Source organism: Myxococcus sp. MISCRS1, assembly GCF_026626605.1.
GTDB lineage: Bacteria > Myxococcota > Myxococcia > Myxococcales > Myxococcaceae > Myxococcus > Myxococcus fulvus.
Genome location: NZ_JAPNKB010000001.1, coordinates 7,984,492 through 8,000,784 on the forward strand (window position 1 = coordinate 7,984,492; position 16,293 = coordinate 8,000,784).

Annotated in this window: 13 protein-coding genes; 7 read left to right on the forward strand and 6 right to left on the reverse strand. The window is 69.6% G+C overall.

Annotation, left to right across the window (positions count from 1 at the left end):
* Window positions 1–188: 188 nt before the first annotated feature.
* Window positions 189–1,412 (forward strand): cell division protein FtsZ, encoded by a 1,224-nt coding sequence (gene ftsZ / locus OWM54_RS31935; protein ID WP_046715493.1) that lies wholly within the window; start codon window positions 189–191, stop codon window positions 1,410–1,412.
* A gap of 13 nt (window positions 1,413–1,425) precedes the next feature.
* On the opposite strand, the gene OWM54_RS31940 is transcribed toward ftsZ, so the two are convergent.
* Window positions 1,426–1,773, reverse strand: coding sequence for a hypothetical protein (locus OWM54_RS31940; protein WP_046715492.1), 348 nt, complete (start codon window positions 1,771–1,773; stop codon window positions 1,426–1,428).
* Between the two features lie 251 nt (window positions 1,774–2,024).
* Between OWM54_RS31940 and OWM54_RS31945 the strand changes: the two genes are divergently transcribed.
* On the forward strand, window positions 2,025–2,801 hold the full coding sequence (locus tag OWM54_RS31945; protein WP_267699913.1) for an enoyl-CoA hydratase/isomerase family protein: 777 nt from the start codon (window positions 2,025–2,027) through the stop codon (window positions 2,799–2,801).
* 34 nt (window positions 2,802–2,835) lie between these two features.
* Here OWM54_RS31945 and OWM54_RS31950 read toward each other — a convergent pair whose 3' ends face one another.
* Both OWM54_RS31950 and OWM54_RS31955 read right to left on the reverse strand, forming a co-directional pair.
* On the reverse strand, window positions 2,836–3,429 hold the full coding sequence (locus OWM54_RS31950; RefSeq protein WP_046715490.1) for a response regulator: 594 nt from the start codon (window positions 3,427–3,429) through the stop codon (window positions 2,836–2,838).
* A gap of 100 nt (window positions 3,430–3,529) precedes the next feature.
* A complete protein-coding gene (locus OWM54_RS31955) occupies window positions 3,530–5,311 on the reverse strand; it encodes an FHA domain-containing protein (RefSeq protein WP_267699914.1) in 1,782 nt (593 codons plus the stop codon).
* Between the two features lie 66 nt (window positions 5,312–5,377).
* On the opposite strand from OWM54_RS31955, the gene OWM54_RS31960 reads away from it, so the two are divergent.
* A complete protein-coding gene (locus OWM54_RS31960; RefSeq protein WP_267699915.1) occupies window positions 5,378–7,054 on the forward strand; it encodes a rhomboid family intramembrane serine protease in 1,677 nt (558 codons plus the stop codon).
* Here the strand turns inward: OWM54_RS31960 and OWM54_RS31965 are convergent.
* The 3 genes from OWM54_RS31965 to OWM54_RS31975 all read right to left on the reverse strand — a co-directional run bounded on the left by OWM54_RS31965 (window position 7,038) and on the right by OWM54_RS31975 (window position 10,316).
* Complete coding sequence (locus OWM54_RS31965; RefSeq protein ID WP_267699916.1) at window positions 7,038–8,039, reverse strand: RNA ligase family protein; 1,002 nt, start codon at window positions 8,037–8,039, stop codon at window positions 7,038–7,040. The genes OWM54_RS31960 and OWM54_RS31965 overlap by 17 nt on opposite strands.
* A 96-nt stretch (window positions 8,040–8,135) precedes the next feature.
* The gene (locus tag OWM54_RS31970; protein ID WP_267699917.1) at window positions 8,136–9,014 is read right to left on the reverse strand and encodes a hypothetical protein; all 879 of its coding nucleotides are present in this window, start codon (window positions 9,012–9,014) and stop codon (window positions 8,136–8,138) included.
* Window positions 9,015–9,020: 6 nt separating this feature from the next.
* A complete protein-coding gene (locus OWM54_RS31975) occupies window positions 9,021–10,316 on the reverse strand; it encodes a hypothetical protein (RefSeq protein ID WP_267699918.1) in 1,296 nt (431 codons plus the stop codon).
* 433 nt (window positions 10,317–10,749) lie between these two features.
* Here OWM54_RS31975 and OWM54_RS31980 point away from each other — a divergent pair, with 433 nt between their 5' ends.
* The 4 genes from OWM54_RS31980 (at window position 10,750) to OWM54_RS31995 (ending at window position 16,038) form a co-directional block, all read left to right on the forward strand.
* Complete coding sequence (locus OWM54_RS31980; RefSeq protein ID WP_223745201.1) at window positions 10,750–13,059, forward strand: ArnT family glycosyltransferase; 2,310 nt, start codon at window positions 10,750–10,752, stop codon at window positions 13,057–13,059.
* Window positions 13,056–13,973, forward strand: a complete 918-nt coding sequence (locus OWM54_RS31985) for an ABC transporter ATP-binding protein (RefSeq protein WP_223745202.1) — start codon at window positions 13,056–13,058, stop codon at window positions 13,971–13,973. The genes OWM54_RS31980 and OWM54_RS31985 overlap by 4 nt, the downstream gene beginning before the upstream one ends.
* A gap of 2 nt (window positions 13,974–13,975) precedes the next feature.
* Window positions 13,976–14,776, forward strand: coding sequence for an ABC transporter permease subunit (locus OWM54_RS31990; protein WP_267699919.1), 801 nt, complete (start codon window positions 13,976–13,978; stop codon window positions 14,774–14,776).
* Between the two features lie 218 nt (window positions 14,777–14,994).
* The gene (locus tag OWM54_RS31995) at window positions 14,995–16,038 is read left to right on the forward strand and encodes an SPFH domain-containing protein (protein ID WP_267699920.1); all 1,044 of its coding nucleotides are present in this window, start codon (window positions 14,995–14,997) and stop codon (window positions 16,036–16,038) included.
* Window positions 16,039–16,293: the final 255 nt, after the last annotated feature.

Consider the following 16,293-nt stretch of genomic DNA (forward strand, 5'->3'; position numbering starts at 1 on the left):
AAGTGGACCCTCCACGCCACGCTGCTTGCTGCCGACGCCGCTGCGTAAGTGCGCGTCAGGACTCGGTGCCGCCTCATCCCGCTACATGTGCGTAGCGGAATACTTGCCAAAGATCGGGACTTGCTGATGATTGTGGAGGTTGGAGGCCCGCGCGCTGCATCGCGCGACGCCTGCCGAAAGGACCGCGTATGGACCAGTTCGATCAGAACAAGCAGGCCGCCAAGATTCGGGTCGTCGGGGCAGGTGGGGCAGGCTGCAACGCGGTCAACACGATGATCATGTCCAAGCTGGACCGCGTGGACTTCATCGCCGCCAACACCGATATCCAGGCGCTCGCCGCCAGCAAGGCGCCCACGCGGCTGCAGCTGGGGCAGACGCTGACCAAGGGTCTGGGCGCCGGCGCCAACCCGGAGATGGGCCGCGAGGCCGCGCTGGAGTCGAGGGACCAGATTGCCGCGGTGCTCGAGGGCGCCGACATGGTCTTCGTGACGGCGGGCATGGGTGGCGGCACCGGCACGGGCGCGGCGCCCATCATCGCGGACATCGCCAAGAGCCTGGGTTGCCTCACGGTGGGCGTCGTCACCAAGCCCTTCCTCTTCGAGGGCAACAAGCGCCGCAAGCAGGCCGAGCAGGGCATCGTGGAGCTCAAGGCCGCGGTGGACACGCTCATCACCATTCCGAACCAGCGGCTGCTGTCGCTCTCCAACGAGCCGATGCCGCTCCTGGAGACCTTCAAGCGCGCGGACGAGGTGCTGCTGAACGCCGTGCAGGGCATCAGCGACCTCATCCAGTACCACGGCTACATCAACGTCGACTTCGCCGACGTGAAGACCATCATGAGCGACAAGGGTCTGGCGCTCATGGGCACGGGCAACTCGTCGGGCGACAAGCGCGCGCTGACGGCCATGCAGCAGGCCATCTCCAGCCCGCTGCTCGAGGACGTCTCCATCGACGGCGCCACGGGCCTGCTCATCAACATCACGGGCGGCCGGGACATGACGCTCCAGGAGGTCAACGAGGCGTTGACCCTGGTGCACGACGCGGCCGACAGCGAGGCGGAGATCATCTTCGGCTCGCTCATCGACGAGAACATCCAGGACGAGGTGAAGATCACCATCATCGCGACGGGCTTCGTGCACCGCGATGCGCCCAAGGTCCGCAACGTGGCGCCGGTGGTCCAGGTCCCGCTCTCCCGTTCGCCGCAGCAGTCGGTGCTGATTGGCGCGCGCGAGGAGGTGGCCAGCCTGGTCCCCGCGAAGGGCAGCGCGCCGCGTCCGCTCGCTCCGGTGGAGTCCAGCAAGAGCATCAGCAACCGCACGTCCGTGGTGAAGGAGTCGGCGCTGCCTCTGGACGAGGACCAGTTCGACATCCCCACGTTCCTGCGCCGGCAGGGTCAGACGGAGCTGCCGTAGTCCCCGCGAAGGACTAGCGGGCGGGGAGCTGGGCCACGCTGGCCTCGTCCCGCCCGGCCAGCTTGTCCGCGCGAGCGAAGAGCGTGTCCAGCTCCTCGTACAGCGCGTCGATGCGCTCCTGCTTGCGGGGCGCCGGAATCACACCGCTCCCCGACAGCTCCTCCAGTCGCGCGCCGGCCCGCTGCAACAGCTGCAGGGCCTTGAGCAGCGACAGGCCGCGGCGCGTGCCGTCCTGGGTGAAGAGGGTGCCGCTCTGAGTGAGTGCTTCGAGCGTGCCTCGGACTCCGCGGACGCGGTCCGCGTGACGGCCACGGTAGAGGTCCATCCGCCGCGCGCGACGCGCGCCATGGAGGTCGACCACACCAACACCAGTGCCTGAGGAAGAGGAGGGCTTCACGGTGTGACAAGGTACGCCATGCCCTCCTACAGCCGCAAATTTACTGGATTGTAGGGACCTGTTGCACGGTGTCTCGCCCGTCGAGCGGGCAGGGGAGCAGGGCCCCCGCGACGAGGTGTGGGTGCGCGCGGACGGCCGTATTTGCTGAGGCATCCCGGGGCGGAAGCGTGGGAGGTTCGCGCGCGAAATCCGTGTGTGGAGGCGAGTCGAAGCCCATGACGATGGAGAAGTCACCCGGGGTGGAGGTGGAGGACCGGGAGGACGGCGTGCGGGTGCTGACGCTCTCCAACCTGGCCCGCCGCAATGCGCTCAACGACGCGATGCTGGCGCGGCTGGACGCGGCGCTGGAGCCCGCGCCGCACGTGCGCGCCTTGCTGGTGCGAGGCGCGGGCGGGGCGTTCTGCGCGGGCTATGACCTGACGCACCTGGGGCCTCCCGGGGAGGACGGGCGGCTCCCGGACGACATCCTGGTGGACTGCCTGCTCAAGCTGGAGCGGCACCCGGCGCCCAGCGTGGCGCTGGTGCGCGGCGCGGCGGTGGGGGCGGGGTTCGACCTGGCGGCCTCGTGTGACTTCCGCGTGGGCGCGCCGGAGACGGTCTTCCTCATGCCTCCGGCGAAGCTGGGCATCGTCTACTCGCCGGAGGGCCTGGCGCGAGCCTCGCGGCTGGTGGGGTTGTCGCGGGCCAAGCAGCTGTTCCTCACCGCGAGGAAGCTGGACGCGCGCGAGGCGCTGGACTGGGGGCTGCTGGACGCGTGCGAGGAGGACGCGGAGGCGCGGGCGGACGCGCTGTGCACGACGCTGGCGGGGCATGCGCCTGGGGCGGTGTCGGGGATGAAGGAGTCCTTCGGGCTCTTGGGGCGCTCGTCGCTCGGGGACTCGGAGCGGGCGCGGCTCCGGGAGCTGCGCGCGAGGGCGTTCGCCAGCGAGGACGCGAAGGAGGGGCGGGCGGCGTTCCTGGAGAAGAGACCGCCCCGCTTCACCGGCCGCTAGAGACTGGAGCGGCCGGCGAGGCGGTGGGGGTGCTTCAGGTGTCGCCGAACAGCTCGCCCATGCGCAGCTGGAGCGCGGAGGCGATCTTGTAGAGCGACGAGATGGACGCCGAGGACTCGGCGCGCTCGATTTGCGACAGCAGGGACACGGACAGGCCCGTGCGCCGCGCGAGCTGCTTGAGGGTGAGCTCCTGCGTCTTGCGGGCGTCGCGGATGGTGCGACCGATGGCGCGGTGGAGATCCGCCTCCGGGTCCTGCGACAGGCCCTTCTTCTGGAGGGCGTTGCGGACGGCGGAGATGAACTGCTCGGGCTCCATGGGCTTCTTGACGTAGTCAGAGGCCTGGGCCTTGAGCGACGCGACGGCCGTGTCCACCGTGGGGTACGCGGTGGCGACGATGACGGCGACGTCGGTGTCGTACTTGCGGATCTGCTCCAGCACCTCGGTCCCCGACATCTGCGGCATCATCATGTCGAGGATGACGAGGTGGAAGTCGGAGCCACGGAGGATCTCCACCGTCTGCGTGGGGTCCGTCGTGGTGACGACCTCGTAGCCTTCGCGGGTCAGCACCAGCTTGAGGTAGTCGCAGTTGTCCTGCTCGTCATCAACCACCAGGATGCGAATCTGCACAGCGTCTCCTCGCTGCAGGTGAACGTCGTCGAGCTGGGGCTCGGGGAGGGGGCGAGCACGCGCAGCCAATGGGGGATGGTCCGCCTCCCTTGAGCTTCTGCTATCGGTTGCTGTCGTACGCCTTCAGGAGATCCGTAACGCCCTTGCGAGAGGGGTGATTCGCCGGGGCGAGCTCCAGGAACTTTCGGTAGTGCTTGGCCCCCTCGTCGATTTCGTTGAGCCGTGCGCGGGTGATTCCCAGCACGAGGTGGCAGTCGGCGTTCGAGTCGTTCACCCTCGCGCACTTCTCCGCGAAGGTGAGCGCCTCGCGGTAGTTCTGCTGCTTGAGGAGCTCGCGCGTCTTGCTCACCAACTCGATGGTGGGGTCTTCGACGTTCGCCTTGTCGGGCTCCTTGGCGTTCGCGGGCGGGGTGTTCGCGGGGGGCTTCTGGGCCTGGGCTGCCGCCTGCGCCGCCGCGGCCTCATCCTGCTGCTTCTTCTCGAGCGCCCCGACCTGCTTCCTCAGCTCCGCGTAGCGGTCCTTGAAGAACTCGGTGCTGGCGGCGGCATCCAGCGACTTCTTGGCGTCCTCGAGCTTGCCCGCGCCCAGTGAGTTCTGCGCGTTCTCGAGTTGAGCCTGCGCATTCTTCTCGGAGTCGACCTTGCCCTGCAGCTGCTTGGCCTCCTTCCGGGACTTGTCGCCCTCGGGAAGCTCCGCCAGGGTGCTCTCGGCCAGCTCCAGGTCCTTGCTGTCGAACGCGGCCCGGGCCTTGTCCATCAGCTCCTTGTAGGTCGGCTTCGCCGGCGCGGCAGGCGTCTCCGGCTGCGCCACCGTCTCCGGCGGCTTGACGTCCTCGGGCGGCTGCTTCACCGGAACCACCGGGGGCGGATCCACGGGCTTCGTGTTCGGCACCACGGCCACGGGGTCGACAGGCTGGGGAGTCCCCCCACCAAGCTGACCCTGCTTGTACATCCAGAAGATGACGCCGCCACCCAGCAGCAGCGCGACGAGCCCGGCGACCAGCGGCAGCTTCGACATGCCGCCTTCGCTGGCGCCCTGCTCCTCGGCCTCGTCCGCGGCATCACCGGCGGCCAGGAAGCGCAGCTTCACGTGGCCCAGCTCCACCACGTCGCCGCTGTTCAGCGTCGCCTGGGCGTAGCTCTCGCCGTTGACCGTCATCCCGTTGGCGGACTGCATGTCGATGACACGCCACTCGCCGGTGTTCTCGCGCACCAGCTTGGCATGCGTGCGCGACAGCGAGCGATGATCCAACGTGATGTCGTTGTCGTCCGTCCGGCCGATGCGCAGCTCCGTCCGGATGCACGCGAACTCCTGACCGCGCAGCTCGTCCGGGGTCAACACCACCAGACGCGGCGCGTCCTTGGTGTCGATGTCCTCCAGCTTTCGCGGGCGGTCCGCCTCCACATGATCCAACCGGATGATGGAGGTGGAGTTTCGACGCTTGTCCGCGCCGTCCAGGGACGGAGGAGTGTGGTCGTTCTCCTCCCCGTCGCCGGGCGACTCGTCCTCGGAGCCCTCGGGCTCGTCGGGCTCTGATTCCTGCCGGCGCGCGGGCACCTTGGTCGTGATGGGGCCTACGGCGTTCGCGGCGCCCTCGGCCTGGAGTGCCAGGTCGTAGTCGCCGATCTGGATCAGGTCGCCCTCATTCAGGGGCGACTGACCCGCGATACGCTCGCCGTTGATCCGGGTGCCGTTATAGCTACCCAGGTCCTCCACCACGACATGGCCGTTCAACCGCACCAGTCGTGCGTGACGACGAGACACGTTACGTTCCGTCAGGCGGATGGTGTTTCCCTCCTGACGGCCGATGGTGATCTCGTCGCGCACGAAGGGAACAACGGTCTTGCGCCCCTCGTCGTCTTCGATGATGAGCTTCAGCACGGGTCCGATCCGCGTACAGTCATAGCAGAACGCCCTTTCAAACCACAAGTCATGCATCCCCCTCAAATGACAGGACTTTCTCCCCAGCAGGTGGGGCAGCCGGGCCTGTTGTCCATCGGTCAAGCGGCCGGGCAGGGGGGCGCTCGGGCGTTTCCCTGGGTCACGCTGACCCTGGTGGGGGGCCTTCTGGGGGTCCATGGCGCCCTGGTGATGCGGGGCCCCGTCGACGTGGACGCGCTGGTGCGCTGGGGCGCCAAGGCGGGGCCGCTCGTCCTGGAGGCGGGGCAGGTGTGGCGTCTGGCGACGGCCAACCTGCTGCACCGGGATGCGCTGCACCTGGCCCTCAACGTCGTCGTGCTGGTGGCCGCGGGCGTGGCGCTGGAGAAGGTCTGCCGACGTCGCGACTATGTCGCGCTGCTCGTGGCCGCGGGGCTCACCACCATGGCGAGCTCGCTTGCCTGGTCTGGCGCGGTGAGCGTGGGCGCGTCGGGGCTCGTCTATGGATGCATGGGCGCGCTGCTCGTGCTCGGACGCCGTCACCGATCACACGCCGCCTTCCGCGTGCGTTGGCTCTCCGGGGAGAGCGCGATTCCCACGGTGCTCGTGTTTCTCTGGATGGGCTGGACATCCGTGGGCGTGGACAACGCCGGGCACCTGGGCGGCCTGGTGACGGGGCTGCTCGCCGGAGCGTTCCTGGAGCCGCGCGAGCTGGAGGGCATGACGCGGCCGGGAGTGGCGCGGCCGGTGGTCGGCGTCCTGGCGGCCATCGCGGTGTCGACGGCGGTGGTGGCGGAGCGCTCGGGCTGGCGGATGGAGCGGGATGACGGCTTCGGCGTCGCTGTGATGATGCCCCAAGGATGGAGTGGCGAGGTGGACGGGCAGGGGCGGCGCACGTTCTCCAACGGGCTGCCGGGACTGGGGCGCGCCACGTTCTCCGCGGAGGCCATCGAGGCGGGGGAGCCTGGCGACGGACTCGCGCAGGCGCGGCATTTCAAGGAGGAGACGCTGCCGCTCGGTGTGCCCGGACCCGAGGGACGGACGCTCTCTATCCAGGGCCCCCAGAGCACGCAGATAGGCGGCAGGCTCGCGCTGAGGCTGCGCGCGGAGCTGGACGGGCCGGCGGGAGGAAGGCGGCTCATCGCCTTCTTCGTGCCGCGCGGCGAGTGGGTCTACCGGCTGGTCTTCATCTGGCCCGCGCAGTGGCCCGCGTACCAGGACATCGTGAGCCGGATGGTGGCGGAGCTGCGCTTCGATGAGCCCTCGGTGCTGCGCGAGGCGCGGGGACGGGCGCTCCTGTCTCCAGGCGCCGCGGGACCGCAGCGGGAGCTGGGCGCGGTGCTGCGGCGGCTGGGCGCGTCGAGGCAGGCCATCGTCCCGCTCACGGAGGCGGTGCGCCTGTCGCCCTCACACGTCGGCGCGAGGGTGGAGCTGGCGCGGGCGCTGCTCGATGCCGGGCGCGTGGACGAGGGCTGTCACGCGGCCGACGAGGCGGAGGTCTACGGCCCTTCCGACACGGGCGCGCTCGAGGCGGGCGTGCGCTGCGAGCTGTCGCGGGGCGCGCTCCCCCGGGCGCTGGAGCGGCTGGAGCGGGCGCGGCGCGTGGACCCGCAGGATGCGCGCCTGCGTGCCGCCGAGGCCGCGTTGCGCGCGGTGCTGGAGACCTCCGCGCCCCATCCCTCCCAGGAGTCGCCGCGTCCAGGCGGAATCCTGGAAGGGGGGAGCCGGCTCACTCCTCGTCCTTGAGGAGGAAGTCGTTGTTGATGACCTTGAACGACAGCCTGCCGCCGCCCAGCGTGGGCGACTGTCGCTCGACGAGCGGCCGGACGACGATGCCTTCCTTGCGGTTCTTCGTCCCGGGGTAGAGGCCCTGGGCCAGTCGCAGGTAGTGCTCCAGACCGTGCTCGAACGTGCGCGCCGCGTCGCCCGTGACGACGTGCTCCACCGGCACCGAGCGCAGCCCGTGCCGCTCGCAGAAGGCGATGTGCTCCGCGTGGCCCAGGAAGTGGCCCGTGCGCGTGTCGTGGACGCTGAAGACGAACAGGTCCACCGCGTCGAGCCCCAGGCGGTTCTTCTGGATGCCCGGTCCGCACAGCTCTCCCTGGATGGCGAAGCCGGGTGGCAGGACGGTGGCCAGCGCGTACTTCTCCGCCACGCGCCACGCCGGGTGCTTGCCGGGCTTCAACGCCCAGTTGCGCGAGCACGCCACCAGCTCACCCTCCAGCGTCCGCAAGAACGTGGACGAGGTGCCGTCCAGCTTCGTCGTCACGTAGAAGTCGAGGCCCCGAAGCTCGTCGAGCACGCCCAGCGCCGACTGCAGTCGAATCTCGTCCGTCTTCGGCACCTGGCCCGGGAAGGGACCGGCCACGTCGTTCCCCTCGGAGGGCGTGGGCTCGAACTTCACGACGCCCAGCGCGTCCTTCACGTCCGTGCCGATGGGCGGCACCTCGCCACCCAGGATGGAGGTCGGCAGCGCGAGCCCCTGGGACAACACGCCCCTGAGCCTCGCCGTCTTCACGCGGAAGCTCCGGGCCCGGAGGAACTCCGCCCAGGCCTTGCCCTCCGGAAGCTGGCTGTCGATTTCGAAGAAGACGCACGCATCCCCGGGAGCGAACTCGCCCCTCCTCACCACCACGTCCCAGCCCATCACCCGCGCCTTCAGGATGTTGTCGGCTCCGGGGATGTCCTCCAGGTGGTCGATGCGCTGAATCGAGACGAGCTTTCTCTCCATGACGGACCTCCCATCGCGCCGCCACGAGGGGCGGGCTCCCTGGTGACGCCACGTGCCTCGCGGGCTGACAGCCCCGCTGGCACACCGTGGGCCTTGTTACCTCGCGCTGAAGGCCCGCACCACCAGGCTCGCGCCCACCGTCCACGTGTCCCGTCGGAAGAGGCCCGCATCGCCCTGGACGGCGCCGCCGGACAGGCGCAGCGCCACGGGCTGGTCCGCCACGGCGAGGAACACCCGCTCCAGTGACGCGTCCGCGCGCATGCGGAAGGAGGTGCCTCCATCCACGCCGTGCGTCCATCCCGCGAGCCCCGAGGCGCGCAAGGCCCACAGCCCGTCCTCGCTCTCCAGCCCTCCGTCGAACATCAACGAGGTGAAGGGGGACAGCTCCTGCGAGGTGCCGTCCCGCGAATGGCGCAGCGTGTGGGTCGCGACGGGGCCCACGCCGAACCAGACGCGCTCGGTCTCCGAGCGAATCGGGTCCACCAGGAGCCCCACGCGTCCGGTCTCCAACGTCCACCCCGGTCCCTCCCAGACGCGGCGCTCCAGGTGGGCCGCGCGCAGCGCCACCGTCACGTCGAACGGGAAGGGGATGCGCAGCGGGCGCGCGGTGGGAATCAGGATGAAGCCCTCCTCCAGGTGGCGACGCAGCAGTCCGTCATAGGCGGTGAAGGACAGGCCGCGACGGGCGCCGTCCCACAGCTCCACGTCGACCAGTCGATGGTTGTTGAACCACGGGGTGCCCTTGCTCCGGCTGGTGCGGCCGCTGCGCAGACGCACGCTCGCGCGCAGGGACAGGGCCTGGACGCCGTCGTTCATCACGACGCCCGAGCCCACCACCAGCCCTTCGCCCGGGTCGAAGCAGACGGGGAACGGGTCACCGAGCGCGTCGTGTGGAGCACACGGGTCGACGTGGGGCGTGTCCACGCCTGGGGTGGGGGCCATGGTCAGCAGCAAGGTGAGACCGAGCGCGAGCACGGGCTTTCAGTCCCGCGCCTGCTGGGCCTTGGGCGCGGAGCGGCGCGCGGGAGCCCAGAGTGAGAAGCGGAGCCCCGCGGAGGCGGACCACTCCCAGCGCTGCGGCAGGTAGGGGATGTCGTTGCGCCACATCCCGCCCGCATCCACCACCAGCGACAGCGGCTGGTCGTTGATGGCGATGAGGATGAGCTCGTAGCCGGCGGAGACCTTGAGTCGCTCCGGCCTCAACGGGCGCCCGAGGATGGCGCGCGACAGGAGCACCTTCTCCGCTTCCACGCCGAGGCGCAGGTGATGGAAGCCATCCCGGTCCAGCGTGAGGTCCGCCTCCAGCACGGCGCCGGGGACGAGCGAGTTGACGTCGTTCTCGTAGTCGCGCTCGGCGGACGGGCCCGCGCGCACGCGCACGTACGACACCATGTCGCGCGAGTGCCACAAGTCCAGGGTGGCATGCACGCTGCCCCAGGTGAGGAAGCCGCCCTGCAGCTCACCGCGCTCCACCTCCTCCACGCGCAGCGCCTCCAGCCACAGGCCCATGTCGAGGCTGATGTCATACCGGCGCGGCTCGCCGAAGAACGTGGTGATGCGGAACAGCGGGTCATCGCGCTCGACGCTGAAGTCGTAGCGCAAGAGCGTCGAGTCGAGCGTCCGTTGCCCCAACATCACCTCCGTCTCCAGCATGCGCAGCCGGTGCAGGTGCCGGTCGTCGGCGAGCTCCAACGCGATGCCGAAGTCCAGACGCACGCGGTCCTCGCGCGGGACGCCTTCCCGCCACAGCGGGCTCCACGCGCCGCCCAACCAGATGCGTCGGTGCAGGTCGAAGTTGAACTGCATCACCCGGCCGCGCTCATCGCGATACCAGCCGGGCGGCGCGTCCGCGATGGAGGGCTCCAGCCGATACTGGCGCAGCACGTGCGCGGGGATGGACGTGTCACGCTCGAGGATGCAGCCGCGAGCGCGCTCCAGCATCCGGTCCGTCTCCCGCCCGTCCATGTCCAGCTCGTGCTGCGGGGCGATGAGGCAGCGTCGCTCGCGGGTATCGCACTGGGCCCTCCAGTACCCCGAGGGAACCGCGGGTGTGGGTGGCAACGTGAGGCACACCACGGGTCGCTCCGGGTCCTGCATGGGCAGTGGGTCGGCCGGAGGCTGGATGGCGGACGCGACGAGGGGCGCACCTTCGTCCGGGGTGCGTTCGAACAGCGGCCCCGTCGCTTCGTCGGGCGCGCGGCCCTGTCCCTCGGAGGGCGGAGGCGTGGGGGCGGGCTCGCTGTCGGGAGGAGGCGTCCCCTCGGATACCGGGGTCACCGGAGGGGCGCCTTCATCGCGGTGGGTCGGCTGCCCGTCCGCGGGCTGAGGCTCGAAGGGGGGCGGCGTGAGGAGGGGAGGCGTGGGCCGCACGGGGGCATCCCTGCCCTGGGTGGGCGGGGGCCCGGCGGGGGGCGCTCCCTCCCACTGAGCGAGCAACAAGGCACAACCCAACGTCACCGCTGACACGAGCATGGAGCCTCCGCGAACCGGACGGAGGCGGCCGTTACAAGGCCCGTGCCCCTGGCCGCTCCCCGGGCTCGCGGCATGTGGGCCTCCCTCTTCCGTGCAGGCTCCTGCACAATGGCGCGCAAGCTCCCGCACGGTGTGCCTCCGGCGGAGGTCGACCGGCGGGAGTGGCGGGGTTATAAGGCCGCGTCCTGCCCGTGACGCGCAGGCAACCGCCCGAAACGACTCAAGGAGCCCATCACCCGTGGCGAGCGACGGCGAACAGCAGGAACAGCAGCAAGCGCAGACCTTCGCCGAGTCCATCCTCGGCAAGGAGCTTCTCTCGGCGCCCTGGATGCGGCGTTGGCTGGCGCTGCCGACCACCTGGCGCGTGGTGACGTCCACGGCCTTCTTCGCGGCCCTGCTCTTCCTTCCGTACCTGGGCGCGGTGGGCCTGTGGGACTGCTGGGAGACGCACTACGGCGAAGTGGCGCGGATGATGATCGTCCGGCGCGACTACGTGTTCCCCTTCTGGGAGAACGCGTGGTTCTTCTCCAAGCCGCCGCTCACCATGTGGATGCAGGCGTTGGGCATGCAGGTGGTGGGCACCGTGCAATCCGGCGGCGCGCTGGGCCTGTACACCGAGTGGGGCATGCGCGTGCCCTTCGTCCTCCTGAGCATCACCGCGGTGACGCTGCTGTCGCTCGCCGTGTCGCGCGTGGTCAGCCGCCGCGCGGGTCTGGCCACCGGCTTCGTGCTGGCCACCATGCCGCTGTACTTCCTGCTCACCCGCCAGACGGTGACGGACACGCCCTTCGTCACCACGTTCGTCTGCGCCATGGCGTGCGCGCTCATCGGTCAGTTGGATGACTCGACGAAGCACCGCGCCGCGTGGTGGTACGGCTTCTACTTCTTCGCGGGCCTGTCCACCCTGGCCAAGGGTCTGCTTGGCGTGGGCCTGCCGGCCGTCATCCTGGTGCTCTACGCGGCGCTGGCCGTCATCCCGTGGGACGGGGCGAGCCTGGACGCGCACCTGCGCTGGCTGACGGACGGCGGCTTCCGCAAGGACGTGCGCGAGGGGCGCCAGCCGATGCCGGTGCTCTGGGGCCAGATGTTCAAGATGAAGCTGGGCACGGGCATCCTGGTGTTCTTCGCGGTGGCCGCGCCCTGGTACGTCGTGATGTCGCTCTTCAAGAGCGTGGACGACGAAGGGAAGCTCTTCTGGTACCGCTTCTTCGTGCACGACCACCTGAACCGCCTCACCGCGGGCGTGCACACCACCACGCCGGGCGGCACGTTCATCTACTTCATCGAGCAGGGCGGCTTCGGCATCTTCCCCTGGGTGGCGCTCCTGCCCGGCGCGTTCTCCGTCGTGGCGAAACTGAAGCTGCGCTCGGAGAAGAAGTCGGACCACCTGGCGCTCATCACCGTCATCTGGGTGGCCTTCGCCTTCTGGCTGCTGGCCTCCAGCGCCACCAAGTTCCACCACTACGTCTTCCCCGTGCTGCCGGGCCTCGCGGTGCTCATCGCGCTGTTCATCGACCGGCTGTGGGAGGACGGAATCCCCACGCACGCGGTGAGCCTCATCTTCGGCCTGGTCCTCTTCGTGCTCGTGGGCAAGGACCTGGCGGAGAACCCGAAGAACTTCACGGACCTGTTCGTCTACAACTACGAGCGCCCCTATCCCCAGGACCTCGTCACCCGGCCCATCGCCTTCTTCTCCCGCGCGCTGTGGACCGGCGACCTGGTGACGCTGGTGCTGCTGGCGTTCGGCGTCTACCTCTCCTTCGAGGCCTTCTCGCCCAAGACGCGGGAGAAGGTGACGCCGGGCTCGCGCGCGGTCGCGCTGCTGTTGCTCCTGGCGGGCGCGGCCACGCTGACCGCGGTGGCCTCCGGCGCGAAGGTGTCCGCCACGGGCCTCATCGGCGTCGCGGTGGCGGCGGCGGCCGCGTTCCTCGGGTGGCAGTCGCTCAAGTCGGAGCCGGAGGGCCGCTCGTCGCTGCAGCTGATGGCGGGCGTGGTGGCCGTCGTGGGCGTGGTGATGGCGGTGCGCGGGTTCAAGGCGCCGGCCGGTGAGGACTCGCTGCTGCGCTCGCTGTCGGAGCCCGTCAACGTCAAGGGCGCGCTGGGCTTCGTCTTCGCGGTGGCGGGCGCGATGGCGGTGGTGGCCACGCTGATGCGCGCGCGCACCATGCTGTTCGGCACCTTCTGGATGCTGGCCGCGGGCTTCGCGCTCTGGTTCAACTGGAACCACTGGGTGGACCTGTCCCACCACTGGACGCAGCGCGACCTGTTCTGGCGCTACTACGCGCAGCGGCAGGAAGGAGAGCCCATCGTCGCGTACCTGATGAACTGGCGCGGCGAGACGCTCTACTCCAGCAACACCGTGGAGCAGTACCGCAGCGGGGACTACAACGCGAAGCTGCGCTCGCTGGTGGCCCGGCCCGGGCGCGAGTGGGTGCTCGCCGAGCAGAAGATGCTCGCCACGCTGCGCAACGCGGTGGGCCCGGACAAGGTCGTCACGCCCGTGGACCGGGACATCAACAACAAGTTCGTGCTGGTGACCATCGATTGAGCGGAATCGACGTCCAGGGGCTGGGCAAGCGCTTCGGCGAACGCGTCGCCGTGGAGGGGCTCACCTTCCACGTGCGGCCGGGCGAGGTGTTCGGCCTGCTCGGCCCCAACGGCGCCGGGAAGACGACGACGGTCCGCATGCTCACCGGCCTTCTGACTCCCAGCGAGGGTCAGGTGTCCGTGTGGGGCCACCGGGTGGACCGGGACGGCGAGGCGCTGCGCAAGGTGGTGGGACTGCTCACCGAGCAGCCCGGCCTCTACGACCGGCTCACCGCGCGGGAGAACCTGCGCTTCTTCATGAAGCTGCACGAGCTGGACGAGGCGAAGGCGTGGCCTCGCACCCGGCACTATCTGTCGCGCTTCGGGCTGGGCGACCGCGAGCTGGAGCCGGTGGGCGGCTTCTCCAAGGGCATGCGCCAGAAGCTGGCCATCGTCCGCACGCTGGTGCATGACCCGAAGGTCATCTTCCTCGACGAACCCACCAGTGGCCTGGACCCCGAGTCCGCGCGCACGGTGCGCGACGCGGTGGCGGAGCTGGCGGCGGAGGGACGCACGATTGTCCTGTGCTCGCACAACCTGGCGGAGGTGGAGCGGCTGTGCGAGCGCGTCGCGGTGGTGAAGCGGCGGCTGCTCCTGATGGGGCCGGTGCGCGAGCTGCGGCGCGCGGGGCAGGCGCTGGAGGTGCGCGTGGAGGGTGAGGCGGAGCGCTACCGCAACGTGCTCGCGTCGCTGCCCTTCGCGCCCAACGTGCTGACGGAGGGCATGCGGCTGCGCGTCATGCTGGAGGATGACTCGCATGCGCCGGACGTGCTGGCGTGCCTGGTGGGCGCGGGCGCGCGGGTGCACAGCGCGGTGCCGGCGCAGCGGCCCCTGGAAGAGGTGTACCTGGACCTGCTTCGCGAAGGGGGAGTGTAGCCGTGGCATTCCGTCCGCGCCGGGCCCTGGCCGTGTTCTGGAAGGACTTCCTGGACCTGCGCAAGAACGTGGGCCTGCTGGTGTCCATGGCGGTGCTGCCCACCGTGATGGTGGCGGTGCCCATCATCGTGGTGTGGACGTACGTCAACACGCCCAACCAGGCGGACCTGCGCAGCGTGGCGCAGTTCTATGACCCCTCGCTGCCCCTGGGTGCGTCGGCCGCGCGCTTCCTCATCGACAAGACGCTCACCGACTGGTTCGGCCTGTTCCTGGTGATGCCCATCTTCGTGCCCATCCTCATCGCGTCGCAGAGCGTGGCGGGGGAGAAGGAGCGCAGGACGCTGGAGCCGCTGCTCGCCTCGCCGGTGACGGCCGCGGAGCTGGTGGCGGGCAAGAGCCTGGCGTCGCTGGTGCCCGCGGTGGTGATTACGTGGGTGGCCTTCATCCTGTTCTGCGTGGGCGTGGACCTGGTCGCGTGGCCGCTCGTGCAGGGGCCGCTGATGCCCAACGCGCTGTGGACCTTCGGCGTGCTGGTGATTGCGCCCCTGTTCGCCTTCTTCGGCAACGGCGTCGCGGTGCTCATCTCCGCCCGGGTGAGCGAAGCCCGCATGGCGCAGCAGATCTCCGCGCTCGTGGTCCTGCCGCTCGTCGGCATGGTGGGCGGGCAGGTGGCCGGCGTCCTGAAGGCGGGCTTCATGTACTACGCGCTCCAGGGCGCGGTGGTGCTGGTGCTCGACGGGGTGTTGCTGTGGGCGAGCATCCGCCTGCTGGACCGGGAGCGCCTGGTCAGCCGCTGGGGCTGAAATAAGGGCCGGAACGCCGCCGTTGACCGGGCATCAGAGACAGGGCCGCCCGGTGGGCGAGCGGCTAGGCAATGGCCAGTGAAACTGGCATGTTGCAGGCAGGGCAGCCGGTCGGAAAGCGGGCGCGCTTTCGTCGCGGGGGCCATGTTCTTAGAGAGGGTCGGGTGGTGGCGCGGATTTGCCGGCCGCCACGGCGGCCACGGAGGCGCTGACTAGCAATGGGTATCTTCGACACCATCAAGGGTGAGGCGAAGCGCAACTTCATCGCTCGCGCGGACACGGCGAAGGGGGAGATCATCTACAAGTATCCGGAGAACAACATCCGGATGCTGACCCAGCTGACCGTGGACGCCGACGAGGTGGCCCTCTTCGTCAAGGACGGCAAGGTCGAGGGGAAGCTGGGTGCGGGCCGTCACCAGCTCGACTCGAACAACATCCCGTTCCTGTCGCGCCTGCTGGAGAAGTTCACGGGCGGCAACCTGTTCGTCGCGGAGGTCTTCTTCGTCTCCGTCCGTGAGTTCCCGGGCATCAAGTTCGGTGGCCCCATCGGCGACGTGCGCGACCCGGAGACGGGCCTGGGCATCGGCACCATGGTGTACGGCGACTTCTCCATCCGCGTGACGGACCCGGAGAAGCTCGTGGTGGGCCTGGTGGGCATGGGCCGCTCCAACAACGAGGCGTTGCTGGGCTGGTTCAAGAACCAGGTGCTCAAGGTGACGCGCGACCGCATCGCCGAGCTGCTGGTGAAGAAGCGCTGGCCGCTGCTCGACGTGACGAGCGGTGCGTACACGGAGGAGATTGAGACGGAGGTCATCGCCGGCCTCAAGCCGCACGTGGACGACTACGGGCTCACCGTGGTGCGGATGGGCAACTTCCACGTCAGCATCAAGGAGGAGGACGAGGCGACGCTGAAGAAGCTGGGCAAGGACGTGGCGTACTCGCGCCTCGCCGGCGGCTTCCAGCAGTACGCGCAGGGTCAGGCGATGCTCGGCGCGGCCGAGGGCATGGCCAAGGGCGGCGAGAGCAGCGGCAACGCGCTGGGCGGCATGGGCATGGGCATGGGCTTCGGCATGGCCCAGCAGTTCATGAACAACCAGCAGCAACAGCAGCAGCGTCCTCCGGAGCCCGCGCAGCAGGCGGTCCCGGCCGACACGCGCAGCCCCGCGCAGCGCCTGAAGGAGATCAAGGAGCTGAAGGACGCGGGCGTGCTCTCGGATGACGAGTACAACGCCAAGCGCGCGGAGCTGATGAAGCTCCTGTAGTCCGCGCCGCTTCGCTTCACGACATCCGGGCCTCCGTCCTCCACCGTGAGGGCGGGGGCCCTTGTCGTTGAGGGGTTTGTGCGGCGGTGTCTCTACTCCGCGAGAGGTATGTCCCGGAGGAGGGCCGTCTGCGAGAAGGGTGCGGCAATCCGCTTCATCGTCCGCAGGGGGTTCTATGTCGTGGAGTGACTCTCGGGAGGCCGCGGGCCTTCCGAAACCGCCGAAACCGCCGACGCAGCCCATCCAGCCGACGCC

Excerpts from the sequence above, each read along its gene's own strand:
- ftsZ (WP_046715493.1), top strand. The coding sequence starts at position 189 with ATGGACCAGTTCGATCAGAACAAGCAGGCCGCCAAGATTCGGGTCGTC.
- OWM54_RS31945 (WP_267699913.1), top strand. The coding sequence starts at position 2,025 with ATGACGATGGAGAAGTCACCCGGGGTGGAGGTGGAGGACCGGGAGGAC.
- OWM54_RS31960 (WP_267699915.1), top strand. The coding sequence starts at position 5,378 with ATGACAGGACTTTCTCCCCAGCAGGTGGGGCAGCCGGGCCTGTTGTCC.
- OWM54_RS31965 (WP_267699916.1), bottom strand. The coding sequence starts at position 8,039 with ATGGAGAGAAAGCTCGTCTCGATTCAGCGCATCGACCACCTGGAGGAC.
- OWM54_RS31995 (WP_267699920.1), top strand. The coding sequence starts at position 14,995 with ATGGGTATCTTCGACACCATCAAGGGTGAGGCGAAGCGCAACTTCATC.